23 protein-coding genes are annotated in these 23560 nt (G+C 60.3%); 16 read left to right on the top strand and 7 right to left on the bottom strand.

The features are described 5' to 3' along the window. The first annotated feature begins 193 nt into the window (after positions 1-193). The 4 genes from purE (at position 194) to BOP96_RS09270 (ending at position 2747) form a co-directional block, all read left to right on the top strand. Positions 194-685: a 5-(carboxyamino)imidazole ribonucleotide mutase gene (gene purE / locus BOP96_RS09285; RefSeq protein ID WP_003195648.1), complete on the top strand. Its 492-nt coding sequence runs from the start codon at positions 194-196 to the stop codon at positions 683-685. 11 nt (positions 686-696) lie between these two features. Further along, positions 697-1782 (top strand): 5-(carboxyamino)imidazole ribonucleotide synthase, encoded by a 1086-nt coding sequence (locus BOP96_RS09280; RefSeq protein ID WP_073452516.1) that lies wholly within the window; start codon positions 697-699, stop codon positions 1780-1782. A 105-nt stretch (positions 1783-1887) separates the two neighbouring features. Next, positions 1888-2133, top strand: a complete 246-nt coding sequence (locus BOP96_RS09275; RefSeq protein ID WP_005792540.1) for a GlsB/YeaQ/YmgE family stress response membrane protein — start codon at positions 1888-1890, stop codon at positions 2131-2133. Between the two features lie 77 nt (positions 2134-2210). Beyond that, positions 2211-2747 carry a DUF3299 domain-containing protein gene (locus BOP96_RS09270; protein WP_014720519.1) on the top strand — a complete coding sequence of 179 codons (537 nt, stop codon included), beginning with the start codon at positions 2211-2213 and terminating at the stop codon, positions 2745-2747. Positions 2748-2863: 116 nt separating this feature from the next. Here the strand turns inward: BOP96_RS09270 and BOP96_RS09265 are convergent, their stop codons facing one another. Next, positions 2864-3763, bottom strand: coding sequence for a D-hexose-6-phosphate mutarotase (locus BOP96_RS09265; protein WP_019818138.1), 900 nt, complete (start codon positions 3761-3763; stop codon positions 2864-2866). 58 nt (positions 3764-3821) lie between these two features. Next, positions 3822-4226 carry an acyl-CoA thioesterase gene (locus BOP96_RS09260; protein WP_003176975.1) on the bottom strand — a complete coding sequence of 135 codons (405 nt, stop codon included), beginning with the start codon at positions 4224-4226 and terminating at the stop codon, positions 3822-3824. A 406-nt stretch (positions 4227-4632) separates the two neighbouring features. On the opposite strand from BOP96_RS09260, the gene BOP96_RS09255 reads away from it, so the two are divergent. From BOP96_RS09255 to BOP96_RS09220, 7 genes are all read left to right on the top strand, one after another. Then, positions 4633-5922, top strand: a complete 1290-nt coding sequence (locus tag BOP96_RS09255; protein WP_014720517.1) for an MFS transporter — start codon at positions 4633-4635, stop codon at positions 5920-5922. 119 nt (positions 5923-6041) lie between these two features. After that, positions 6042-7028: a phosphate ABC transporter substrate-binding protein PstS gene (locus tag BOP96_RS09250; protein ID WP_003195633.1), complete on the top strand. Its 987-nt coding sequence runs from the start codon at positions 6042-6044 to the stop codon at positions 7026-7028. A gap of 484 nt (positions 7029-7512) precedes the next feature. After that, positions 7513-9546 (top strand): ABC transporter permease subunit, encoded by a 2034-nt coding sequence (locus BOP96_RS09245; protein WP_175562983.1) that lies wholly within the window; start codon positions 7513-7515, stop codon positions 9544-9546. Positions 9547-9561: 15 nt separating this feature from the next. Beyond that, entirely contained in the window at positions 9562-11232 is a 1671-nt protein-coding gene (gene pstA, locus BOP96_RS09240) for a phosphate ABC transporter permease PstA (protein ID WP_020302831.1), read from the top strand. A 163-nt stretch (positions 11233-11395) separates the two neighbouring features. Further along, complete coding sequence (pstB, locus tag BOP96_RS09230) at positions 11396-12229, top strand: phosphate ABC transporter ATP-binding protein PstB (RefSeq protein ID WP_003195626.1); 834 nt, start codon at positions 11396-11398, stop codon at positions 12227-12229. Between the two features lie 70 nt (positions 12230-12299). After that, positions 12300-13061, top strand: a complete 762-nt coding sequence (gene phoU / locus BOP96_RS09225) for a phosphate signaling complex protein PhoU (RefSeq protein ID WP_003195624.1) — start codon at positions 12300-12302, stop codon at positions 13059-13061. 164 nt (positions 13062-13225) lie between these two features. Further along, positions 13226-14125, top strand: a complete 900-nt coding sequence (locus BOP96_RS09220; RefSeq protein WP_014720514.1) for a response regulator — start codon at positions 13226-13228, stop codon at positions 14123-14125. A 132-nt stretch (positions 14126-14257) separates the two neighbouring features. Here the strand turns inward: BOP96_RS09220 and BOP96_RS09215 are convergent, their stop codons facing one another. From BOP96_RS09215 to phoB, 3 genes are all read right to left on the bottom strand, one after another. Further along, complete coding sequence (locus BOP96_RS09215) at positions 14258-15598, bottom strand: hemolysin family protein (protein WP_003195620.1); 1341 nt, start codon at positions 15596-15598, stop codon at positions 14258-14260. A gap of 256 nt (positions 15599-15854) precedes the next feature. After that, positions 15855-17141 (bottom strand): phosphate regulon sensor histidine kinase PhoR, encoded by a 1287-nt coding sequence (gene phoR / locus BOP96_RS09210; RefSeq protein ID WP_238346833.1) that lies wholly within the window; start codon positions 17139-17141, stop codon positions 15855-15857. Between the two features lie 82 nt (positions 17142-17223). Next, positions 17224-17913, bottom strand: coding sequence for a phosphate regulon transcriptional regulator PhoB (gene phoB, locus BOP96_RS09205; RefSeq protein WP_003195617.1), 690 nt, complete (start codon positions 17911-17913; stop codon positions 17224-17226). 152 nt (positions 17914-18065) lie between these two features. On the opposite strand from phoB, the gene BOP96_RS09200 reads away from it, so the two are divergent. After that, positions 18066-18443, top strand: a complete 378-nt coding sequence (locus BOP96_RS09200) for a COG4315 family predicted lipoprotein (RefSeq protein WP_014720512.1) — start codon at positions 18066-18068, stop codon at positions 18441-18443. A 121-nt stretch (positions 18444-18564) separates the two neighbouring features. On the opposite strand, the gene ubiA is transcribed toward BOP96_RS09200, so the two are convergent. Further along, entirely contained in the window at positions 18565-19455 is an 891-nt protein-coding gene (gene ubiA / locus BOP96_RS09195) for a 4-hydroxybenzoate octaprenyltransferase (protein ID WP_014720511.1), read from the bottom strand. After that, entirely contained in the window at positions 19455-20018 is a 564-nt protein-coding gene (locus BOP96_RS09190) for a chorismate--pyruvate lyase family protein (protein ID WP_073452510.1), read from the bottom strand. Before BOP96_RS09190 ends, ubiA begins: the two co-directional genes overlap by 1 nt. Before the next feature lie 195 nt (positions 20019-20213). Here BOP96_RS09190 and BOP96_RS09185 point away from each other — a divergent pair, with 195 nt between their 5' ends. From BOP96_RS09185 to BOP96_RS09170, 4 genes are all read left to right on the top strand, one after another. Further along, positions 20214-20381: a rubredoxin gene (locus BOP96_RS09185; protein WP_014720509.1), complete on the top strand. Its 168-nt coding sequence runs from the start codon at positions 20214-20216 to the stop codon at positions 20379-20381. A 36-nt stretch (positions 20382-20417) separates the two neighbouring features. Then, positions 20418-21566: an NAD(P)/FAD-dependent oxidoreductase gene (locus BOP96_RS09180; RefSeq protein WP_019818134.1), complete on the top strand. Its 1149-nt coding sequence runs from the start codon at positions 20418-20420 to the stop codon at positions 21564-21566. A gap of 190 nt (positions 21567-21756) precedes the next feature. After that, entirely contained in the window at positions 21757-22032 is a 276-nt protein-coding gene (locus BOP96_RS09175; protein WP_003195589.1) for an HU family DNA-binding protein, read from the top strand. A 274-nt stretch (positions 22033-22306) separates the two neighbouring features. Beyond that, on the top strand, positions 22307-23401 hold the full coding sequence (locus tag BOP96_RS09170) for a type III secretion effector protein (protein WP_073452508.1): 1095 nt from the start codon (positions 22307-22309) through the stop codon (positions 23399-23401). Positions 23402-23560 lie beyond the last annotated feature (159 nt).

Genomic DNA, 23560 nt, shown 5'->3' with positions numbered 1-23560 from the left:
CAATAAAACCGCCACTTTGCGCCGCTAGACAGATGGTCATCCCAGGGGCTGTTTATCTGGATTATTACGGTATACTGCGCGGCCTTCGGCCGGTCCAACCGGCCTTAATTCGTACACCAAGCCACGCCGGTCTCCCGCGTGGCTTGTTGTTTTTTGACGCGCCTGCGGGCGCCCAGAGAGAAGAGGCACGACGATGAGTGCATTGGTTGGCGTGATCATGGGCTCCAAGTCCGATTGGTCCACCCTTAGCCACACCGCCGATATGCTGGAAAAACTCGGCATTCCGTACGAAGTGAAGGTGGTCTCCGCCCACCGCACCCCGGATTTGCTGTTCCAGTATGCCGATGAAGCAGAATCCCGTGGCATCGAGGTGATCATCGCCGGTGCCGGCGGCGCGGCGCACTTGCCTGGCATGTGCGCGGCCAAGACTCACCTGCCCGTGCTTGGCGTGCCGGTGCAGTCGTCGATGCTCTCGGGCGTGGATTCGCTGTTGTCCATCGTGCAGATGCCGGCTGGCATTCCGGTGGCAACCCTTGCGATCGGCAAGGCCGGCGCGATCAACGCAGCCTTGCTGTCCGCCAGCATCCTGGGCGCCAAGCACCCGCAGTTTCATGCGGTGCTGAAAAAATTCCGTGCTGAGCAGACAGACAGCGTGCTGGACAATCCAGACCCACGCATCGCCTGAGGTTGTTATTGATGAAAATCGGTGTAATCGGTGGCGGCCAACTGGGCCGCATGCTGGCTTTGGCGGGTACGCCGCTGGGGATGAACTTCGCTTTCCTGGACCCGGCGCCGGACGCCTGCGCTGCGGCCCTGGGTGAACACCTGCGCGCTGACTACAGCGACCCGGACCACCTGCGCCAACTGGCCGATGAAGTCGACCTGGTGACCTTCGAATTCGAAAGCGTCCCGGCCGAAACCGTGGCCTTCCTGTCGCAGTTCGTGCCGGTGTACCCGAGCGCCGAAGCCTTGCGCATCGCTCGCGACCGCTGGTTCGAAAAGAGCATGTTCAAGGACCTGGGCATTCCGACGCCGGCCTTCGCCGACATCCAGTCCCAGGCAGACCTGGACGCCGCGGTCGCCAGCATCGGCCTGCCGGCGGTGTTGAAAACCCGCACCCTGGGTTACGACGGCAAGGGTCAGAAAGTCCTGCGTACCGCGGCCGATGTGGTCGGCACTTTTGCCGAGCTGGGCAGCGTTGCCTGCCTGCTGGAAGGCTTCGTGCCGTTTACTGGCGAAGTCTCGCTGATTGCCGTACGCGCCCGTGATGGCGAAACCCGCTTTTACCCGTTGGTGCACAACACTCACGTCAACGGCATCCTGAAAGTGTCGGTAGCCAGCACTGACCACCCGCTGCAGGCCCTGGCCGAAGACTATTCCAGCCGTGTGCTCAAGCAGCTGGATTATGTTGGCGTGATGGCGTTCGAGTTCTTTGAAGTCGACGGTGGCCTCAAGGCCAATGAAATCGCCCCACGCGTGCACAACTCCGGGCACTGGACCACCGAAGGCGCCGAGTGCAGCCAGTTCGAAAACCACCTGCGGGCGGTGGCGGGCTTGCCGTTGGGCTCCACGGCCAAGGTCGGCGAGAGCGCCATGCTCAACTTCATCGGCTCTGTACCGCCGGTGGAGCGTGTGATGGCGATCGACGATTGCCACGTGCACCACTACGGCAAGGCCTTCAAGGCCGGGCGCAAGGTCGGCCACGTCAACCTGCGTTGCAAGGATCGTGCGACGCTGCAGGCGCAGATCCTCAAGGTTGAAGCACTGATCGCCGTACAATAAGCCTGGCCACGGCGGGAACCATTGGGGTTCTGCGTCTCTCTGATTGCAGGATGCCAAAGCCTGACTAGGCTTTGGCATGACTCATACCAATCAGAGGGAAATGCCATGGGTATCATCGGAACCATCTTTATCGGCTTGATCGTCGGCCTTCTGGCGCGCTTCCTCAAGCCTGGCGACGACAGCATGGGCTGGATCATGACCATCCTGCTGGGTATCGCCGGTTCCCTGGCCGCGACCTACGGCGGTCAGGCCCTGGGGATCTACCAGGCAGGCCAGGGCGCAGGTTTCATCGGCGCGCTGGTGGGTGCCATCGTGTTGCTGGTGATCTACGGCCTGATCAAAAAGAAGTAATCAGCCGACAAAGTCCTCTGCGCTGCGCAGGCGCAGAGGGCTAGAATGCTCGGCACTTGTATTTGCCGAGCCTCTCCATGCGCCGTCTTCTGTTAACGCTTCTTCTGCTGGGCTCTGGCCTGGCGCACGCTGGCGAACTGCCGGAAACCGACTGGCTCGACCTGATGCCGCTGTCGGATCAGAAAGCTCTCGAAGCCATGCCCGAGATCGACCATAACTCTCCCGAAGCTCAAGGCACGTTCACCGAAAAGGGTGGCTTGAAGCAGAGCAAGGGCCTGCCTGCGGTGATGTATTCCACCAAGACCGTCGCAGCCATGAACGGCAAAAATATCCGCATTGGCGGCTATCCGGTGCCGCTTGAAACGGACGCCAAGGGCCGCAGCACATTGTTCTTCCTGGTGCCTTACCCGGGCGCCTGCATACACGTGCCACCACCGCCGCCTAATCAACTGGTGCTGGTGCGCTATCCCAAGGGGTTGAAGCTGGATGATATCTACACGCCGCTGTGGGTCACGGGCACGTTGAAGGTGGAGAAGGTCAATAACGACTTGGCGGATGCCGCGTATGCGCTGGAGGCCGGGAAGGTTCGGGTGGTGCAGGAGTCTGATCTCTAAAGCCCAAAGCATAACCCCTGTGGGAGCTGGCTTGCCTGCGATAGCAGCGCCTCGGTGTTCCTGACACATCGAGTTGTCCGCATCGCAGGCAAGCCAGTTCCCACATTGGGTTGGGTTTACAAGGCCTGGGCCGTGATGCTCACGCCCAAGGTGTGGCTTTCCCCGGGCGCCAGGTTCACCACATCGTCCAGCACGTTGGCCGTCTCGATGCACAACATACCCTGCCAGCCGTCATCGGCCATATCGTCGAAAGCCTTGGCGCGTTCGGTCCAGGGGTTCCAGACCACGGTGGATTTCGAGCCTTCGCTGGTGAGCTGGATACGGCGCTGCCAATCGCTATCGACGATATTCAGCTGTGCCGGCGTATTCAGGTAAATGCGGTCTGTTTCGGCGCTGAAGTGCAGCAGCCCGGCTTGCTGTTTCTCGGCCCACCCGTCGGCGGTATCGATGTAAGCCACGCCATCCAGGCCCTCGACCTGAACCTTGCGCACATCGCTCACGGCGAAGTAGGTGTGCAATGCCTGGCTGAGGGTCACGATGTCGGCGCCGCGGTTGTGGCTGGTCAGGCGGATGTGCAGTTGGTCATCCAACAGCAGGCTCAGCGTCAGGTCTACCTGATGGGGCCAGCCTGGAAAGCCGCCAGCCGGCACCGGCAATACCAGGTCCACTCGCAGCGTCTGGCCGTCGAGTTCGGTGGTGGCCAATTCCCAGCGGGCGGTGCGCACAAAACCGTGGGCGCCGGCAGGCTGATTACTCTGGCGCATGGCTTTGACACTTTGCGGGTTGCGGTCGAACACCCCGAACCACGGCCAGCACACCGGTACGCCAGTACGAATGCCTTTGCCCTGCTTGAACACGGCCTCAGGGTTCGGCCAGATCAGCGGCTGTTCGCCCTCGCGCTGGTAACTGAAGATATGCGCTCCCTGTTGGGCCACCATCAACTCGGCGCCGTTGTGGCGGATGCGCCAGCAGTCCAGCTCGTCGATTTTTACCGTCTCAACGTGGGGCGTAGGCATGACAAAGCTCTCTTAGTGGCAGGCAATGGGGCAATTGACCGTTAAAACCCGGCGAGGTTTAACGCGCCCGTGACGGTACCGAGCGCGTGCGGCCGCTGCCATCGATGGCGACGAACACAAATACGGCTTCGGTCACCTTGCGCCATTCGCTGGACAACGGATCGTCGCTCCACACTTCGACCATCATCTGGATCGAGCTGCGGCCGATTTCCAGGGCCTGGGTATAGAAGGAAAGCTGCGCGCCCACGGCTACCGGCACCAGGAACGCCATGCGATCAATGGCCACGGTGGCCACGCGCCCACCGGCGACCTTGCTGGCCATTGCCGTGCCGGCCAGGTCCATCTGCGCGACCAGCCAGCCGCCGAAGATATCGCCAAAACCGTTGGTTTCACGCGGAAGCGCGGTGATTTGCAGGGCGAGGTCGCCTTGCGGGATAGGATCTTCTTGTTCGAGTTCGATCATGCCGAGGGTGCCTCTGACCCGTGACGCTTCATGGGTATTTCAAGTGGATAGCCGTCTTCTCAGAAAAACGTTTCAGCACCAACATACACCGCTCGATGCGTTTCTCGTAAGGCGAACTAAAGGGAAACTCTGCCAAATCGGCTGGATGGTACCCAACAGCGTTTTGGCACAGCAGCCCCTCAAGACAGCGGGTCTGGCGCTTGCACCGGCGAGTATATCGAGACCCTGGCGCCACGACGACCTTCCGACGCTCATTTGGTCGGTAAATAGACGCTGTATTGGGGCTTTTGCGCGCAACTGTGCTCCTGGCGCTGTGCTTTTTCAGGCGATTTGCTATCTTGCCAAACCCGCCGCAAGTCACGGGCGTGCAGTCCTTTACGATGATTACTATAAGAGAAGCCTTGCCATGTCCTCCGTGCCTGCAAGCAGTGCGCAACCCTCGCGCCCGCTGACCCGCAACGACTACAAAACCCTGTCGCTGTCTGCCTTGGGCGGGGCGCTGGAGTTCTACGACTTCATCATCTTTGTGTTTTTCGCCACCGTGGTCGGGAAACTGTTCTTCCCCGTCGACATGCCCGAATGGCTGCGCATGATGCAGACCTTCGGCATCTTCGCCGCCGGCTACCTGGCCCGCCCCTTGGGCGGCATCATCATGGCGCACTTTGGTGACCTGCTGGGCCGCAAGAAAATGTTCACCTTGAGCATCTTCATGATGGCCGTGCCCACCCTGATCATGGGCTTGCTTCCGACCTACGCGCAGATCGGCCTGTGGGCGCCGGTCCTGTTGCTGCTGATGCGCATCATCCAGGGCGCTGCGATTGGCGGCGAAGTACCGGGCGCCTGGGTGTTCGTCTCCGAGCACGTGCCGCCGCGCCACATCGGCTACGCCTGCGGCACCCTGACCAGCGGCCTCACCGCCGGTATTCTGCTGGGCTCGTTGGTGGCTACCGCCATCAATAGCGCCTATACACCGGAACAGGTCTCTGATTACGCCTGGCGGATTCCTTTCCTGCTCGGCGGCGTATTCGGCCTGCTGTCGGTGTACCTGCGTCGTTGGCTGCATGAAACCCCGATCTTCGCCGAGATGCAGCAACGCAAGAGCCTGGCCGCTGAACTGCCCTTGCGCGCCGTATTGCGCGATCACCGTGGCGCCATTGTGCTGTCGATGCTGTTGACCTGGCTGCTGTCGGCCGGCGTGGTGGTAGTCATCCTGATGACCCCGACCGTGCTGCAAACTATCTATCACTTCAGCCCCACGGTGGCACTGCAGGCCAACAGCCTGGCCATCGTGACCTTGAGCCTGGGTTGCATCGCCGCAGGCGCGCTGGCCGACCGTTTTGGTGCCGGTCGCGTGCTGGTCACCGGTTGCGCACTGCTGCTGGCGACCTCCTGGACGCTGTATCACAGCCTGATGGCCCACCCGGACTGGCTGTTCCCGTTGTATGCCCTGACCGGCTTGTTTGTCGGCACCATCGGCGTGGTGCCCTACGTGATGGTCAAAGCCTTCCCGCCGGTGGTGCGCTTCAGCGGTCTGTCGTTCTCCTACAACGTTGCTTATGCCGTGTTCGGCGGGTTGACGCCCTTGGCGGTGTCGCTGCTGATGAAGGAGAGCCCGATGGGCCCGGCTTACTATGTGGCCGTCCTGTGTGTGATGGGGATGCTGGTGGGCGGGTATCTGTGGAAACGCGGTCGCTGAAGCCTGCACATTCAGATAGTGGCCTTTCATCTAATTGTCATATTTCAGACATAGAGTGTTCACACGGCCTGCCGATACTTGGCCCCGATCCAATTATCCCTATCTGCTAGGAGCAAGGCATGAAACTGAAACGTTTGATGGCGGCAATGACTTTTGTCGCTGCTGGCGTTGCGACCGCCAACGCGGTGGCCGCTGGTGTTGATCCGGCAATCCCGGCTTACGTCAAGACCACTGGTGTGTCGGGCAACCTGTCCAGCGTCGGTTCCGATACCCTGGCTAACCTGATGACCCTGTGGGCCGAGGGTTACAAAAAGGAATACCCGAACGTCAACATCCAGATTCAAGCTGCCGGCTCTGCCACTGCGCCACCTGCGTTGACTGAAGGCACCTCCAACCTGGGCCCGATGAGCCGCAAGATGAAGGACACCGAACTGGCGGCCTTCGAGCAGAAGTACGGCTACAAGCCAACGGCAATCCCGGTTGCGGTGGATGCCCTGGCGGTATTTGTGCACAAGGACAACCCGATCCAGCACCTGACCATGGAACAGGTCGATGCGATCTTCTCCTCGACGCGTCTGTGCGGCGCCAAAGCCGATGTGAAAACCTGGGGTGACCTGGGCGTGACCGGCGACCTGGCCAACAAGCCAGTGCAACTGTTCGGGCGTAACTCGGTATCCGGCACCTACGGCTACTTCAAGGAAGAAGCCCTGTGCAAAGGTGACTACAAGCCAAACGTGAACGAACAACCGGGCTCGGCTTCGGTCGTGCAGTCGATCAGCTCCTCGCTGAACGGCATCGGTTACTCGGGCATCGGCTACAAGACCGCCAGCGTGAAGACCGTGCCATTGGCCAAGAAAGGCAGCACTGACTACATCGAAGACTCCGAAGAAAACGCCCTGAACGGCAAGTATCCGCTGTCGCGTTTCCTCTACGTGTATGTCAACAAAGCCCCGAACAAGCCACTGGCACCGCTGGAAGCTGAGTTCGTGAAACTGGTGCTGTCCAAGCAGGGCCAGGAAGTGGTGGTCAAAGACGGCTACATCCCGCTGCCAGCCAAAGTCGCCGCCAAGGCCCTGGCTGACCTGGGTCTGAAAGAAGGCAACTAAGCCTGCGATACCTGATGTAGACGCATGCTTTTCTGTGGGAGCGGGCTTGCCCGCGATGCTGGCGACGCGGTTTAGCGTTGAAACCGTGTTGATGCCATCGCGGGCAAGCCTGCTCCCACATAAGCAGTCTGCATCCCTAATTTTTTATCCGCTGCCAGCCCTGCTTCGCGGCGGATTTGTTGCGTCACTGCACTGTCATCTTTCTGTCATACAGGATCGCTAGGGTGTGCGCATGAATGATCTGGCCAATTCCACCATGACGACGACTTCCCCTCCCAAGCGCATTGATTTCAATACGCCTGAGCTGCAACGCAAGCGCCGCATCCGCGCGCTCAAGGATCGCTTCACCCGTTGGTATGTGCTGGTCGGCGGCCTCGCCGTGCTGGCCGCCATTACCCTGATCTTCTTCTTCCTCGCCTATGTGGTTGCGCCATTGTTCCAGGGCGCCTCGTTGACCAAGGAAGACGCGTTGACGCCCGCTTGGATGCAGGACGCCGGCAAGCCGTTGATGATCTCCCTCGAAGAACAGAACCAGGTCGCCATGCGGGTTTCCGACAAGGGCCAGGCGCTGTTCTTTGCCGTGGACACCGGTGCCGAGCTCAAGCGTGTCGACCTGCCGATTCCGGCCGGTACCAGTGTTGCTTCCATTGGTGAAGATCAGCCGGGCAGCCCGCTGGTGATTCTCGGCTTGTCCAATGGCCAGTCTTTGGTGTTCCGCCACACCTATAAGGTGTCGTACCCGGACGGCAAGAAAACCATCACCCCAGCGATCGAGTACCCCTACGGCGAAACGCCGATCGTGCTGGATGACACCGGTCGTCCCCTGGTACACGTTGCGCTCAACGCCACCGACACCTCCCTGGTGGTGGCAGGTTCCGCCGGTTCGCACTTGAACGTGCTGACCCTGAGCCGTGAAGAAAACATGATGACCGGTGAGGTCACCAGCGAGCAGAAGCGTGTCGAGCTGCCGCAGATGACAGAGCCGGTGAAGGCGATCTTCATCGACCCACGCCAGCAGTGGCTGTACGTGATCAACGGCCGTGCCCTGGCCGACGTGTTCAGCCTGCGCGACAAGAGCCTCAACGGGCGCTACAAGCTGCTGGAAGACGCCGACACGGAAATCACCGCCAGCACCCAGTTGGTCGGCGGCATCTCGCTGATCCTGGGTAACTCCAAAGGCGGCCTGGCCCAGTGGTTCATGGCCCGTGACCCGGATGGCGAGCAACGCCTGAAGCAGATCCGCACCTTCCAGATGGGCACTGCACCCATCGTCGAAATCAGCGCTGAAGAGCGCCGCAAAGGCTTCACCGCCCTGGATGCCGCTGGCCAGTTCGGCGTGTTCCACAGCACCGCTCACCGCACCTTGCTGGTCGACCCGGTGGTCGACGGTCAGGGTCTGTTCGGCATGTCGCCACGGGCCAACCGTGTGATCGTCGAGGCGGGTGGCAAGCTGCAACCGTTGTTGCTCGACAACCCGCACCCGGAAGTGTCGTGGAGCGCGTTGTGGAGCAAGGTCTGGTACGAGAACTACGACGAGCCTAAATACGTCTGGCAATCCACGGCCGCCAACACCGATTTTGAACCCAAGATGAGCCTGGCCCCGCTGACCTTCGGCACCTTGAAGGCCGCGTTCTACGCCATGTTGCTGGCGGCGCCACTGGCGGTTGCTGCAGCGATCTACACCGCTTACTTCATGGCGCCGAGCCTGCGCCGCAAGGTCAAGCCGGTGATCGAACTGATGGAAGCCATGCCGACGGTGATCCTCGGATTCTTCGCCGGCCTGTTCCTGGCGCCGTATGTGGAAGGGCATCTGCCGGGCATTTTCAGCCTGTTGATGCTGTTGCCGATTGGCATCCTGGTCGCCGGCTTTGTCTTCAGCCGCTTGCCTGAGTCGATCCGCCTGCGCGTTCCCGATGGCTGGGAAAGCGCGATCCTGATTCCGGTGATCCTGTTCGTGGGTTGGCTCTCGCTGTACATGAGCCCGTACCTGGAAACCTGGTTTTTCGGCGGTGACATGCGCATGTGGATCTCCCACGATCTGGGCATTACCTACGACCAGCGCAACGCGTTGGTGGTCGGCCTGGCCATGGGTTTTGCCGTGATCCCGAACATCTACTCCATCGCCGAAGACGCCGTGTTCAGCGTGCCACGCGGCCTGACCCTGGGGTCCCTGGCACTGGGCGCCACGCCGTGGCAGACCATGACCCGCGTGGTCATCCTCACCGCCAGCCCGGGCATCTTCTCGGCGCTGATGATCGGCATGGGCCGCGCCGTGGGCGAGACCATGATCGTACTGATGGCCACCGGTAACACCCCGGTGATGGAGATGAACCTGTTCGAGGGCCTGCGCACCCTGGCGGCCAACGTTGCGGTGGAGATGCCCGAGTCGGAAGTGGGCGGCAGTCATTACCGCGTGCTGTTCCTCTCGGCGCTGGTGCTGCTGTTGTTCACCTTCATCATGAACACCCTCGCCGAGCTGATTCGTCAGCGTCTGCGCAAGAAATACTCGTCGCTTTAAGAAAGGTAGAAGTCTGTGAAACAGAACTCCCTGAATGGATGGTTCAAGAGCGGCGCCCCCGGCGTCTGGATCAGCGGTGGCGCGGTGTCCATCGCGGTCATCATGACCATTGGTTTGCTGGCTGTGATTGCGGTGCGGGGCCTGGGCCATTTCTGGCCGGCCGACCTGATCCAGGCCAACTACAACGTGCCAGGCCAGGCCAACCACATCGTCATCGGCGAAGTGGTCCAGAAAGAAGAAGTGCCGCGTGAGCGTCTGAAAAGCGCGGGCCTGCCAGTGCCGGACCAAGGCCCGGAATTCATGACCCGTGAGCTGATCAAGGTCGGCAACCGCGATTTGAACGGCAACGACTTCACCTGGATCGTCGGCGAATGGTTGAAGGACCAGACCAAACCGACCAACCTGATGGCCATTGAGCGCCGTGAATGGGGCAATTTCTACGGCACCCTGGTCAACGTCAAGCAGGACGGCAAGGTGATTGCCGAAGGCGAGGCCGCGTGGCCGGAGCTGCAAGCTCGCGTGGACCGCGTGAACAAGCTGGCCGCTCAGCTCAAGAGCCTGGAAAAAACCGATATTGGCGCGATCAACGCCGGGTTGGAGCGCATCCGCCTGCACGGTCGCAAACTGGAACTGGAAGGCAAGCTCGACGCTGCCGCCCAGGCCGACATGGACGCCGACCGCGCCGAGCTGAATGCGCGCTACCAGGACATCGAAGCGCGCCTGGCCGACCTGCATGCCCAATTCAACCGCGACGCCCTGACGGCGCGTGACGGCAACGGCAAGGAAGTGGAAATCGGCATCGGCAAAGTGGTGCACGCCTACCAGCCGAACGCCATGGGCACGATGACCAAGATCGGTTTCTACTTCAGCAAGGTCTGGGAATTCCTCAGCGATGACCCACGGGAAGCCAACACCGAAGGCGGGATCTTCCCGGCCATCTTCGGCACCGTGATGATGACCCTGATCATGGCAATGATCGTGACCCCGTTTGGCGTACTGGCCGCGGTGTACCTGCGTGAATACGCCAAGCAGAACACCCTGACGCGCATCATCCGCATCGCCGTGAACAACCTGGCCGGTGTACCGGCGATCGTCTACGGCGTGTTCGGCCTTGGCTTCTTCGTGTATGTATTGGGGGGCTCGGTCGATCGTCTGTTCTTCGCTGAAGCGCTGCCTGCGCCGACCTTCGGTACGCCGGGGCTGCTCTGGGCTTCGCTGACCCTGGCGCTGCTGGCGGTGCCGGTGGTGATCGTGGCCACCGAAGAGGGCCTGGCGCGGATCCCTCGAACCGTGCGTGAAGGCTCCTTGGCACTGGGCGCGACCAAGGCGGAAACGCTGTGGAAGATCGTGCTGCCGATGGCCAGCCCGGCCATGATGACCGGCATGATCCTCGCCGTGGCCCGCGCCGCCGGTGAAGTGGCGCCGCTGATGCTGGTGGGTGTGGTGAAACTGGCGCCGTCGCTGCCGCTGGACGGCAACTACCCGTACCTGCACCTGGATCAGAAGATCATGCACCTGGGCTTCCATATTTATGACGTCGGCTTCCAGAGCCCCAACGTCGAAGCGGCACGGCCTCTGGTGTACGCCACCGCGTTGCTGCTGGTGCTGGTGATCGCCACGCTCAACCTGTCGGCAGTGTGGATTCGTAACCACCTGCGCGAAAAATACAAAGCGCTGGACAGCTAATGCGATCCAATGTGGGAGCTGGCTTGCCTGCGATGCAGACGACGCGGTGTATCAGTAAGACCGCAGTGATGCCATCGCAGGCAAGCCAGCTCCCACAGACACAGAATTTGAGTAAGCCGCCCCGGCGGTTCAACGAATGAATTGGTAGCACAGGGAGCATCCCATGCAACACGAAACCCAATCCCACGGCATCAACATGTCTGCCCTGGGTCGCGACAAGCAGAGCCTGAGCCTGGCCCAGGAAACCGTGGCCATCGAAGTACCGGGCCTGAGTCTGTACTACGGTGACAAGCAGGCGCTGTTCGACGTCAGCATGAACATCCCAAAACAGCGTGTGACCGCCTTTATCGGCCCGTCGGGCTGCGGCAAGTCGACGTTGTTGCGTACCTTCAACCGCATGAATGACCTGGTGGACGGTTGCCGTGTGGAAGGCGCGATCAACCTCTACGGCACCAATATCTACCGCAAGGGCGAGGACGTGGCCGAGCTGCGTCGCCGCGTGGGCATGGTGTTCCAGAAGCCCAACCCGTTCCCCAAGACCATCTACGAAAACGTGGTCTACGGCCTGCGTATCCAGGGTATCAACAAGAAACGCATCCTCGATGAAGCCGTTGAGTGGGCGCTCAAGGGCGCGGCATTGTGGGACGAGGTCAAGGACCGCCTGCACGAATCGGCACTCGGCTTGTCCGGCGGCCAGCAGCAGCGTCTGGTGATCGCCCGTACCATCGCCGTAGAGCCGGAAGTGCTGCTGCTCGACGAACCGTGCTCGGCCCTCGACCCGATCTCCACCCTGAAAGTCGAAGAGCTGATCTACGAGCTCAAGTCCAAGTTCACCATCGTCATCGTGACCCACAACATGCAACAGGCGGCGCGGGTTTCCGACTACACCGCGTTTATGTACATGGGCAAGCTGGTGGAGTTCGGCGACACCGACACCCTGTTCACCAATCCGGCGAAGAAGCAGACCGAAGACTACATCACCGGTCGCTACGGCTAGGAAGCTGTGGTTCTGATTGCACTGACGCTGCGGTTTTCCGCACCTTACCGGACGCTCCAAGGACGCCAACATGATTAGCAAAGAAGGCCTTACCCACCACATCTCCGCGCAGTTCAATGCCGAGCTTGAGGAAGTGCGCAGCCACCTCCTGGCGATGGGCGGGCTGGTGGAGAAGCAAGTCAATGATGCGGTCACCGCGCTGATCGAGGCCGACTCGGGCCTGGCTCAGCAGGTGCGTGAGATTGACGAGCAGATCAACCAGATGGAACGCAATATCGACGAGGAGTGCCTGCGCATTCTTGCCCGCCGCCAGCCAGCGGCCTCGGACCTGCGTTTGATCATCAGCATTTCCAAGTCGGTGATCGACCTGGAACGCATCGGTGATGAAGCCACCAAGATTGCCCGCCGCGCCATCCAGCTGTGCGAAGAGGGTGAAGCCCCCCGTGGCTACGTGGAGGTGCGCCATATCGGCGATCAGGTGCGCAACATGGTGCGCGATGCCCTCGACGCCTTCGCCCGCTTTGACGCCGAACTGGCGTTGTCGGTGGCCCAGTACGACAAGATCATCGACCGCGAATACAAGACCGCGCTGCGCGAGTTGGCCACTTACATGATGGAAGACCCGCGCTCGATCTCGCGGGTCTTGAACATTATCTGGGTGCTGCGCTCCCTGGAGCGTATCGGCGACCACGCGCGCAATATCTCGGAATTGGTGATTTATCTGGTGCGCGGCACCGATGTGCGGCACATGGGCCTCAAGCGCATGAAAGCCGAAGTTGAAGGGACTGCTGATCTAATCCCTAATGTTTCGGGCGAATCTGACGATAAGTAAGGTTGCCCGAGAAATTAACGCCCGGCCTCTGGCCGGGCGTTTTCGTTTGTGGCATCTGAATTTTTTGCACAGCAGGCGCCATAAAGTCCTTCTGTGACCCGCGAGTTTTGGCAAAATGCCATCAGTCAGGCGTTTTGCAGACGTTTTTATAGGATGAAGGGTCGATGAGTAAAGTCAGTGTGTTGGTGGTGGATGACGCCTCGTTTATTCGCGACCTGGTGAAGAAGTGCCTGCGCAATTACTTCCCCGGAATCAAGATCGAAGATGCGGTGAACGGCAAAAAGGCGCAATCCATCCTGATGCGCGAAACCTTCGACCTGGTGCTGTGTGACTGGGAAATGCCGGAAATGTCCGGTATTGAGCTGTTGACCTGGTGCCGCGAGCAAGCGCACCTGAAGGCCATGCCGTTCGTGATGGTGACCAGCCGTGGCGACAAGGAAAACGTGGTGCAGGCCATCCAGGCCGGCGTTTCCGGCTACGTGAGCAAGCCGTTCACCAACGAGCAGTTGCTGAACAAGGTCAAGCAAGCCCTGCACAAGATCGGTCGCCTCGATGCGCTGATTGCCAGCGCGCCGACCAAGATGAACTCAGCCTTTGGCAACGACTCCCTGAGCGCCCTGACCGGCGGCAAACCCGAAGCGGTCAAGCCGGCCCCGGTGGCGGCGCCCAGCAAAGGTTTGCTCAATACACCGCCAGTCAAGGCCCCCGCCGCAGCGGCGCCGGCTGGCAGTCGCGGTCAGGGCCAGTTGCGCCTCGCAAGCGGCACCCAGCAATGCGTGATCAAGGCCCTGAGCATCAAGGAAGCGTTGCTGGTGGTAAAGCGTGGCGAGGTCCTGCCTCAGGTGCTGGAAAGCGCCGTGCTCGACCTTGAGCAGGGCGACAACGCCGAAGTCGCACGGCTCAACGGCTACCTGCACGCCATCGTCGCCTACGAGCCCAAGCCCGACAGCGACTGGTTGCAGCTGACCTTCCGCTTTATCGACCAGGATGCGCAGAAGCTGGACTACATTTCCCGCCTGATCGCCCGTGGCACGGCGCAGAAGCATTTCGTGCCGGGTGCGTGACCCTTCAAGGCGACGCTTAGTCCATGTGGGAGCGGGCTTGCCCGCGATAGCAATCTCTCAGTCAACGATGCGCTGGCTGACCCACCGCTATCGCGGGCAAGCCCGCTCCCACACGCAGCACTGCGCCTGCAGTCAGTCCAGCAGCAGCACCTTGGCCAATACGATCTTCGGCCCTTTCATCTTCTTGATGATGATCCGCAAGCCTTCAACTTCCAGCACTTCTTCTTCTTCCGGCACGCGCTTGAGCGTGTCGTAGATCAGGCCGGCCAGGGTTTCGGCTTCGATGTGGTCCAGGTCGACGCCCAGCAGGCGTTCCACCTTGAACAACGGCGTGTCCCCACGCACCAGCAGTTTGCCGGGCTGGTAGGCGAGGATGCCGCGCTCGGCCTTGCGGTGTTCGTCCTGGATATCGCCCACCAGCACTTCCAGCACGTCTTCCATGGTCAGGTAACCGATAATCTTGCCGTCGGCCTCTTCCACCAGGGCGAAGTGCGCGCCGCCTTTGCGGAACTGCTCCAGCAGTTGCGACAACGGCATATGTCGCGATACGCGTTCCAATGGGCGGGTCAATTCGGCCAGGTTGAACGATTCGGGGATATGGTCCAGGGCCGCCAGTTCCAGCAGCAAATCCTTGATGTGCAGCAAGCCGACGAACTCGTTGCGCACCGCGTCATACACTGGGTAGCGGCTGAATTTATGGCGACGGAACAGCGCGAGGATTTCCTTGAGCGGGGCGTTGAAGTCCAGGGTCACCAGGTCTTCCCGGGAGTTGGCCCAGTCCACTACTTCCAGCTCGCCCATTTCCACGGCGGAGGCCAGTACGCGCATGCCTTGGTCGCTGGGGTCCTGGCCACGGCTGGAGTGCAGGATCAGCTTGAGTTCTTCGCGGCTGTAATGGTGCTCATGGTGGGGGCCAGGCTCGCCTTGGCCCGCGATACGCAGGATCGCGTTGGCACTGGCGTTGAGCAGGTAGATAGCCGGGTACATCGCCCAGTAGAACAAGTACAGCGGCACGGCCGTCCACAGCGACAGCAACTCGGGTTTGCGAATCGCCCAGGATTTTGGGGCCAACTCACCGACCACGATGTGCAGGTAGGAAATCACGAAGAAGGCGGCAAAGAACGACACGCCCTTGATCACTTCAGGCGACTGCACGCCGACCGCGCCCAGCATCGGCTCGAGGATGTGCGCAAAGGCCGGTTCACCGACCCAGCCCAGGCCCAGGGACGCCAGGGTGATACCCAACTGGCAAGCCGACAGGTAGGCGTCGAGCTGGCTGTGCACGGTACGCAGGATCTGCCCGCGCCAGCCGTTCTTATGGGCGATGGCCTCGACGCGGGTGGCGCGAAGTTTGACCATGGCAAATTCCGCCGCAACGAAGAAACCGTTGAGCAGTACCAGGATCAGTGCAAAAAGAATCATGCCGAAATCGGCGAAGAGTGTAGCGAGGGTAATGCCAGGGGAAGGGTCCATGATGGGGTTTTGCAGGTTCCGTGTGTTCAATAAGGGTGACAGGTAGGCCTGAAAGGCAGGCGCAAGTCGGCCAATGTAGCGGCTGACGGGGCGCTTGCCTAGTGCCCGCTGCCGGGCGGGGCTGCAAAGTCGTGTCGCAGAACCCGTGTGGGAGCTGGCTTGCCTGCGATGGCGGTCTGCCTGCTACCGATAATTTGGCTGACCCGCCGCCATCGCAGGCAAGCCAGCTCCCACAGTGGGCCGTGCTCACTTCAAATTAGTCATCGGCCTCGACCGCTCGCGAACGGGTGACCTGCGCCGGCGGAAAATGACAGGTAAAGGTACTGCCATGCCCCAGCACGCTGCTGATTTCCAGGCGGGCCCGATGGCGCAGCAGCACATGCTTGACGATGGCCAGGCCCAGCCCGGTGCCGCCGGTATTGGAGTTACGGCTGGAATCGACACGGTAGAAGCGCTCGGTCAGGCGCGGCAGGTGCTTGGCGTCGATACCGATACCCGAGTCCTGCACACTCAGGTGTGCGCCATGCTCGTCGGCCCACCAGCGAATGCGGATATTGCCCTTGTCCTGGGTGTACTTCACCGCGTTGAACACCAGGTTGGAGAAGGCGCTGCGTAGTTCGCCTTCACTGCCCTTGAGCAATACGGTTGGGTCGGCCTCCAGCGTGATCTGCTGCCCGCGTTCGCCTGAGAGCGCCTGGGCATCGTTCTTGATCGTCTGCAACAGGCTCTGCACCGCCACGGGGTGGTTATCCGAGGGGTAGTCCGTGGCTTCAAGCTTGGCCAGCAACAGCAGGTCGTTGAGCAGGGTTTGCATGCGTGAGCCTTGTTGCTGCATCTGCTGCAGGGCGCGGCTCCAGCGCGGGTTGATCTCATCGACATTGTCCAGCAACGTCTCCAGGTAGCCGCAGATCACCGTCAAGGGCGTGCGCAACTCGTGGGAGACGTTGGCGACGAAGTCCTTGCGCATCTGTTCCAGCTGGTGGATACGGGTCACGTCACGTACCAGCATCAAGTGTTCGTTATTGCCGTAGCGGGTCAGGTACAGCTGGATGCGCACGCGGTCGTTGGTGGGCGAGGGGATTTCCAGGGCTTCTTCGTAGTTGTCCTGCTCGAAGTACTCCTTGAAGCGCGGGTGGCGTACCAGGTTCGTTACCGGCTGGCCGCTGTCCTGAGGGGTCTTGAGGCCCAGCAGGGTCTCGGCGGCGCGGTTCCACCATTCGAGGTTGCCGTCGCTGTCGAGCATGATCACCGCGTCCTTGAGTGCGGCGGTGGACTCCTGCACCCGGTCGATCACCGCTTGCAGGCGCCCGCGTACCCGTTGGTCGCGGCGTTGCAGGTGGTAGATGCTGTCGAACACCTCGCCCCACAGGCCATAGCCATCGGGCGGTGCTTCGTCGGGTTTGTGCTGGCGCAGCCATTCATGCAGGCGCAGCAATTGGTTGAGGGTCCAGCCCAGGTACAACGCGATGCCGGCGGCCAGGCTCCAGCCGTAATAGCCACTGATCAGCCCGACCAGCAGGCAGGCAGTGATCAACAGAAGCATGTGGCGGATCAGGGTGCCGTGCCAGTTCTGGTTCACTTAAACATGCGTCCTTGTCAGCTGTTAAGGGAGGAAAGGGACTGGCTCAGCCTTTGGTAGAAAACCGATAGCCGGTACCGCGCACGGTTTGTACCAGATTCTCGTACGCATCGCCCAAGGCTTTGCGCAGGCGGCGGATATGCACGTCCACAGTGCGCTCTTCCACATAGACGTTGCCGCCCCATACCTGGTCGAGCAGTTGGCCACGGGTGTAGGCGCGCTCCTGGTGGGTCATGAAGAATTGCAGCAGGCGGTATTCGGTCGGTCCCATCTCGGCAGGCTTGCCGTCGATGGTCACGCGGTGGCTGATCGGGTCCAGGATCAAGCCGTCGACTTCGATAGGCGCTTCGCCATCGGTCGGGCCGGCGCGGCGCAGCACGGCTTTGAGGCGCGCCACCAGTTCCCGTGGAGAGAACGGCTTGGTGATGTAATCATCGGCGCCGACTTCCAGGCCCTGGATCTTGTTGTCCTCTTCGCCCTTGGCGGTGAGCATGATGATCGGGATATCCCCGGTCAGCTCGTCACGCTTGAGACGGCGGGCCAACTCGATGCCTGAGGTGCCGGGCAGCATCCAGTCGAGCAGGATCAGGTCCGGCTTGCGGTCGACGATAATGGCGTGGGCCTGCTGGGAGTTCTCCGCCTCCAGGCAGTCATAGCCGGCCATTTCCAACGCGACGGCGATCATTTCGCGAATGGGCGCTTCGTCGTCAACGATCAGAATGCTCCTGCCAACCATGCTCAATCCTCTTGTCATTTAACTGTCTTGCGCCGCATTAGATAACGGAATTATTGCAGTCGTGTGACAGTAATTTAGTCGCTTGGGCAATTAACGGCACTCTGGACTACCCTTTGGGTCCGAATCCTGACAACCACAAAAGGAAGGTTCCGATGACTTACAGCACTGTTTCCTGGAAAGCCCTGCTGGTATCTGCGGTGTTGACGCTGCCAGGCCTGGCGTTTGCGGCAGAGCCGGCGATGACCCAAGACGGGATGTTAGTGGATCACAAGGGGATGACGCTCTATACCTTCGACAAGGACGCTGATGGCAAATCAGTGTGCAAGGACCAGTGCGCGACCAACTGGCCACCGCTGAAGGCAGAGTCCACTGACACCAAGACCGGCGATTGGACGGTGATCACCCGCGACGACCAGACCAGCCAGTGGGCCTACAAAGGCAAGCCTGTCTACACCTACAAGGACGACAAGAAAGCCGGTGACAAGACCGGTGATGGCAAGGGTAGCGTCTGGCACATCATCAAGCCTTAAGTCTGCGGCGCTGCTGAATCCATCGGGGGCAAGCCCCTCCCCATTTTTTGATCTGCGAATACAGTCAAAATGTGGGAGCTGGCTTGCCTGCGATGGCGTCCCAACAGCCACCACAGAATCCTCAGCGAACCGCGTAATCCACCACGATCCCGACAAAAATCGCCAACCCCGCCCAGTGGTTATGCAAGAACGCCTTGAAGCACTTCATGCGGTCCCTGTCACGCGTGTACCAGAACTCCCAGACAAAGCAGCCCGCTGCCGCCAGCAACCCCAGGTGGAACCACCCGCCCAACTCGAACCGCGCGCCGGCCAGCAACAGGCATGCCAGCGCCAGGCCTTGCAGGGTGAGGATGATCACGCGGTCAGCGTCACCGAACAGAATGGCGGTGGATTTCACCCCGATCTTCAAGTCGTCATCGCGGTCGGTCATGGCGTAATAGGTGTCGTAGCCCACCGTCCACAACAGGTTGGCGATGTACAGCAGCCACGCGGTGGCAGGCAAATGGCCGGTCTCGGCGGTAAACGCCATCGGCATGCCCCAGGAAAACGCTGCGCCCAGCACCACTTGGGGGTAATAGGTGTAGCGCTTCATGAACGGGTAGCTCGCCGCCAGAGCCAGGCCGCCCAAGGAGAGCAGGATGGTGCTGGCGTTGGTCAGCAGCACCAGCAGGAAACTGATGCCCATCAGCACGGCAAAAAACACCAGCGCTTCTTTCGAACTGATCTTGCCGCTCACCAGCGGGCGTTGCTCGGTGCGTTTCACATGGCCATCGACCTTGCGGTCGGCCCAGTCGTTGATCACGCAGCCGCCGGCCCGGGTGAGCACCACGCCCAGCACGAAAATCACGATATTGATCAGCGACGGCGAACCCTTGCCGGCGATCCACAGGGCCCACAGCGTCGGCCACAGCAGCAGGTAGATGCCGATGGGCTTGTCCATGCGCGTCAACTGAATGAAATCCCAGGCCCTGGGGTTCAGGCGGTTCAAGGACTTGAGCAGACGTTGGTACATCAGCAGTTCTCCGGATGATCATGCAGCGCGTGCCAGAAACTCGGCAGGAAGACTTCCGCCACCAGCACGCTCAGCGCCCCGCGGTCGAAGCGCGAGCGGCGCGCCCACAGATTATCGGCCTGGTCCGCTGTCGGCAGCCAGGCACGAGGGTAGTGACACACTTCGATGGCCTGGCGGGTAAAGGCGCGGTCGCAGAACAGCAACTCGCCCAGCGAACGGCTGCCCAGCTCGTCCATGTGCAGGCCATCGCCCTGCAAAGCACTGCGGGCCGCCACGCTGCGGGCGAACACCCAAGGCAGGCCGTGCCCGCGCAAATACACCTCGCGTACCCAGCCGATACTGGCCGGCGGCAGGTCCAGGGCGGCGCATTCATCATCGCGCAACGGTTGCCAGCCTTCGAACAGCGGCGTCACGCTGAAAGCCTCGTTGGACAGCCACGTCAGCCGTCGCGTCAGCGAGCCTTCGTCAAATAGCCAGTTGAGGGTCAAGGGCGTGGGCAAGGGGCTCAGAAGGCTCTGGGTCAGCCATTGGCAAGCATCGGGAAGGGCGATTGAGTGCGGCACGGTGAGTCAGTATTGGCAGCAAAAGAGGCGGCGAGCTTACCATGGCACCCTGAACTTTTGCCGCGCCAAACCGGCCGTTTGCGTCGAACGTGCTTGCATCTGCCGGCCCCGATCAGTACAAAACGCCCTGAGCCGCGCGGCAACGCTGGATCCATCGACCGCCGGCCAACACGCCTGAACCTGAGGAAGCACGTAATGAAGAAGTGGCAATGTATCGTCTGTGGCCTTATTTACAACGAAGCGGACGGCTGGCCGGATGACGGTATTGCACCAGGCACTCTGTGGCAGGACGTCCCGGAAGACTGGCTGTGCCCGGACTGCGGCGTGGGTAAGTCGGACTTCGAAATGATCGAAATCGCGTAATCCCGAATTTAAGAAACGTACTACAAGGAGAAAGGAATGAACGCACCTGTCGTGATCATCGGCACAGGATTGGCCGGTTACAACGTCGCCCGGGAGTTTCGCAAGCTCGACAGCGAGACCCCATTGCTGCTGATCACTGCCGATGACGGACGCTCCTACTCCAAGCCCATGCTCTCCACCGGCTTTGGCAAGAACAAGGAAGCCGATGGCCTGAGCATGGCCGAACCCGGCGCCATGGCCGAGCAGCTCAAGGCCCAGGTGCGCACCCATACGCGTATCAGCGGCATCGACCCAGGCCACAAGCGTCTGTGGATCGGCGAGGAAGCGGTGACCTATCGCGACCTGGTCCTGGCCTGGGGCGCAGAAACCGTGCGCGTACCGGTCGAAGGCGATGCGGCTGATTTGATTTTCCCGATCAACGACCTGGAAGACTACGCACGCTTTCGTGCCGCTGCTGCTGGCAAACGGCGCGTGCTGCTGCTCGGCGCCGGCCTGATCGGCTGCGAATTTGCCAACGACCTGATCCTGGGCGGCTATGAAATCGACCTGGTCGCGCCCTGTGAGCAAGTCATGCCGACCCTGCTTCACCCGGCGGCGGCCGCCGCGGTGCAAGCCGGGCTCGAAGGCATCGGGGCGCGCTTTCACCTGGGCCCGGTGCTCAATCGCCTGCAACGCGCCGCTGATGGCCTTGAAGCGCACCTCTCGGACGGCGAAGTGATCCACTGTGACCTGGTGGTGTCCGCCATCGGCCTGCGCCCACGCGTAGACCTGGCCGCAGCCGCTGGCCTGCAAATCAACCGCGGAATCATGGTGGACCGTCACCTCAAGACCTCCCACGCTAATATCTACGCCTTGGGCGACTGCGCCGAGGTCGATGGCCTGAACCTGTTGTACGTGATGCCGCTGATGAGCTGCGCTCGCGCCCTGGCACAAACCTTGGCTGGCAATGCCACGGCGGTGAGCTATGGGCCGATGCCCATCACCGTGAAAACCCCGGTCTGCCCGCTGGTGGTATCACCTGCGCCACGAGGCACCGAAGGCGTCTGGAGCGTCGAAGGGCAGGGTGCCGACATCAAGGCCCTGTGCCGCGATGCCAGCGGCCGTCTGCTGGGTTATGCACTGACCGGCAGCGCTGTCATGGAAAAACTGGCGCTGAACAAAGAACTTCCGCCGTTACTGGCGTAAATACCACCCGTTCTGTCGCAAACATCACGTTCATACCCGTAGAAAGGCCGCCGCGAGACTGGCGCGGCGCCCGAGGGCGTGCCATCCTCACTCCCGTCTGCCGCAGAGTAGAGCCTGCGGCGCCTTGGCGCTGCTCCACCAGAGAGCAGCACGGACATAACAACAAAAAACCGTCAAAGAGGCTTCACATATGCGTAAACCAGATCTCGCAGCCGCCATCGCTGAAAAAGCCGATCTCACCAAAGAACAGGCCAACCGCGTCCTCAATGCCGTCCTCGAAGAAATCACCGGCGCCCTGCACCGCAAGGACAGCGTCACCCTGGTCGGCTTCGGCACTTTCCTGCAACGCCACCGCGGCGCCCGCACCGGCAAAAACCCGCAAACCGGTGAGCCAGTGAAAATCAAGGCGAGCAACACCGTAGCGTTCAAGCCGGGCAAGTCGCTCAAAGACAGCGTCAACCCGTAAGTTAAGCGGTACCGTCTCGAAGGGAGGCGGGGCGGTAAAGAAGATGGGCACGCCGACTGGGTCGGGTGCCCATTTTTATTGTGCGAGAGAAGCATTTTTGCCACCACAACAGACGTTGCCTCTTGCGTAGATATAAGTGAGTACAGTAGCCATTGATCGAATCGATGTTATAGAGTTTCTATATTGACTCAGTGTGGAACTACATCCAAACGACAGGACACATATAGCGCGAGACTGCAGGGAGCGCTCTCTAAACTCATTTAGAGGTGTATATATGAAAGTTCTTGATCTGCCTTTTGTTCCACCTGTCCAATTACCCCACGAGAAAAAAGCAGAAGCGAAGGCTCCGTCGGCGTCGGGTGCTGCCGGAGCAGCCACCGCTAACGTTGAGGGCGTTTCGAGTGGCGCGGACGAGCAGGTATTTAAATGCATAGCAGCGACCCCGGAGGAGATCGCTGCTAAAAAAAGGCAAATGGGTGCTGCGATTGCTAATAATTTGGGACCCGATCAATTAGACCTTCCTGCCCCCGAAGATCTTAAATTCAAACCTGGCGCTCCAGGCAAACCTCACACTCCAGGCAAACCTAGAACTGGCGGAACTAATGGTGGATCTTCCCCTGCCGTGTCCACACCTAAGCCAACTGTGAAGCCTAAGCCAACGGTAACGCCTAAGCCAACTGTGAAGCCTAAGCCAATCACACCTACTCCAACAAAACCAACGGCTGTGCCGAACACTCCGAGTGGTGTAGTGAGCACCGCGCAAAACATTGTGAGTCAGCCACAGAACTTGCCGCCGGCCCCTCCATCAGTAGCGGCCAGTGTGCGTAATGCTTTTATAACGGCCAGTGCAAACAACATAATCAGCAGCCCCTTCACTGTCGGCCAGCAATTCACGTCTAACTACTTCCAGAATAAATTTACAGCGCAAAGTCAGATGCCAGGAGCGCCAGTACAGAATGCAGATGGCACGATTGGAAGCGTAGACCCTGCCGCGACGAAAGAGCAAAAAATGGAGGCTCGCCTCACCGGTGCTGAAATAAAAAATGAGGCAACGGCCAACCTGTTTATTTTTCTCAACTTAGGAGCAGAAGCAAATGCGGTGCAGCCGAGCGATCAAGCGCCTAAGGACACAGATGGGCGCCTGAAGAACCTTGAGGCGTCGATGGATGCAATCGAAGAGCAAATGCCGGAGCTCGCTAAACGTTTCAAACTTCTTTACGAACCGTACGAAGCGGCCGAATCATCAGTGGCGCCGACTGAAGAATCTCGTATGGACAATATTGAAAAACGTCAGGAACACATAAATGAAATGATCAATTTATTGAAGATTGTTCAGAATCAGAGATCGCAGAAAACACCAGGCGTGTAAGGGAGATGTAGTGTTTATTTAACAAGTGGGCAGGCAATGCGACGAGCGTTATTGGCTTAAATAACGTTGTCTCTTTTTATGGGCAAGAGCACCAATGAAGGTGACAGGTTTATCTGACTTTTGTGTCGACTTTGATCTGAGTGATCTGCCCATTTTTAG

This window comes from Pseudomonas sp. FSL W5-0203 (genome assembly GCF_001896155.1).
GTDB classification, from domain to species: Bacteria; Pseudomonadota; Gammaproteobacteria; order Pseudomonadales; family Pseudomonadaceae; genus Aquipseudomonas; species Aquipseudomonas paracarnis.
This window is presented reverse-complemented; position numbering and strand designations above follow the sequence as displayed.

Excerpts from the sequence above, each read along its gene's own strand:
- purE (WP_003195648.1), top strand. The coding sequence starts at position 194 with ATGAGTGCATTGGTTGGCGTGATCATGGGCTCCAAGTCCGATTGGTCC.
- BOP96_RS09280 (WP_073452516.1), top strand. The coding sequence starts at position 697 with ATGAAAATCGGTGTAATCGGTGGCGGCCAACTGGGCCGCATGCTGGCT.
- BOP96_RS09275 (WP_005792540.1), top strand. The coding sequence starts at position 1,888 with ATGGGTATCATCGGAACCATCTTTATCGGCTTGATCGTCGGCCTTCTG.
- BOP96_RS09270 (WP_014720519.1), top strand. The coding sequence starts at position 2,211 with ATGCGCCGTCTTCTGTTAACGCTTCTTCTGCTGGGCTCTGGCCTGGCG.
- BOP96_RS09265 (WP_019818138.1), bottom strand. The coding sequence starts at position 3,763 with ATGCCTACGCCCCACGTTGAGACGGTAAAAATCGACGAGCTGGACTGC.
- BOP96_RS09260 (WP_003176975.1), bottom strand. The coding sequence starts at position 4,226 with ATGATCGAACTCGAACAAGAAGATCCTATCCCGCAAGGCGACCTCGCC.
- BOP96_RS09255 (WP_014720517.1), top strand. The coding sequence starts at position 4,633 with ATGTCCTCCGTGCCTGCAAGCAGTGCGCAACCCTCGCGCCCGCTGACC.
- BOP96_RS09250 (WP_003195633.1), top strand. The coding sequence starts at position 6,042 with ATGAAACTGAAACGTTTGATGGCGGCAATGACTTTTGTCGCTGCTGGC.
- BOP96_RS09245 (WP_175562983.1), top strand. The coding sequence starts at position 7,513 with ATGCAGGACGCCGGCAAGCCGTTGATGATCTCCCTCGAAGAACAGAAC.
- pstB (WP_003195626.1), top strand. The coding sequence starts at position 11,396 with ATGCAACACGAAACCCAATCCCACGGCATCAACATGTCTGCCCTGGGT.
- phoU (WP_003195624.1), top strand. The coding sequence starts at position 12,300 with ATGATTAGCAAAGAAGGCCTTACCCACCACATCTCCGCGCAGTTCAAT.
- BOP96_RS09220 (WP_014720514.1), top strand. The coding sequence starts at position 13,226 with ATGAGTAAAGTCAGTGTGTTGGTGGTGGATGACGCCTCGTTTATTCGC.
- BOP96_RS09215 (WP_003195620.1), bottom strand. The coding sequence starts at position 15,598 with ATGGACCCTTCCCCTGGCATTACCCTCGCTACACTCTTCGCCGATTTC.
- phoR (WP_238346833.1), bottom strand. The coding sequence starts at position 17,141 with ATGCTTCTGTTGATCACTGCCTGCCTGCTGGTCGGGCTGATCAGTGGC.
- phoB (WP_003195617.1), bottom strand. The coding sequence starts at position 17,913 with ATGGTTGGCAGGAGCATTCTGATCGTTGACGACGAAGCGCCCATTCGC.
- BOP96_RS09200 (WP_014720512.1), top strand. The coding sequence starts at position 18,066 with ATGACTTACAGCACTGTTTCCTGGAAAGCCCTGCTGGTATCTGCGGTG.
- ubiA (WP_014720511.1), bottom strand. The coding sequence starts at position 19,455 with ATGTACCAACGTCTGCTCAAGTCCTTGAACCGCCTGAACCCCAGGGCC.
- BOP96_RS09185 (WP_014720509.1), top strand. The coding sequence starts at position 20,214 with ATGAAGAAGTGGCAATGTATCGTCTGTGGCCTTATTTACAACGAAGCG.
- BOP96_RS09180 (WP_019818134.1), top strand. The coding sequence starts at position 20,418 with ATGAACGCACCTGTCGTGATCATCGGCACAGGATTGGCCGGTTACAAC.
- BOP96_RS09175 (WP_003195589.1), top strand. The coding sequence starts at position 21,757 with ATGCGTAAACCAGATCTCGCAGCCGCCATCGCTGAAAAAGCCGATCTC.
- BOP96_RS09170 (WP_073452508.1), top strand. The coding sequence starts at position 22,307 with ATGAAAGTTCTTGATCTGCCTTTTGTTCCACCTGTCCAATTACCCCAC.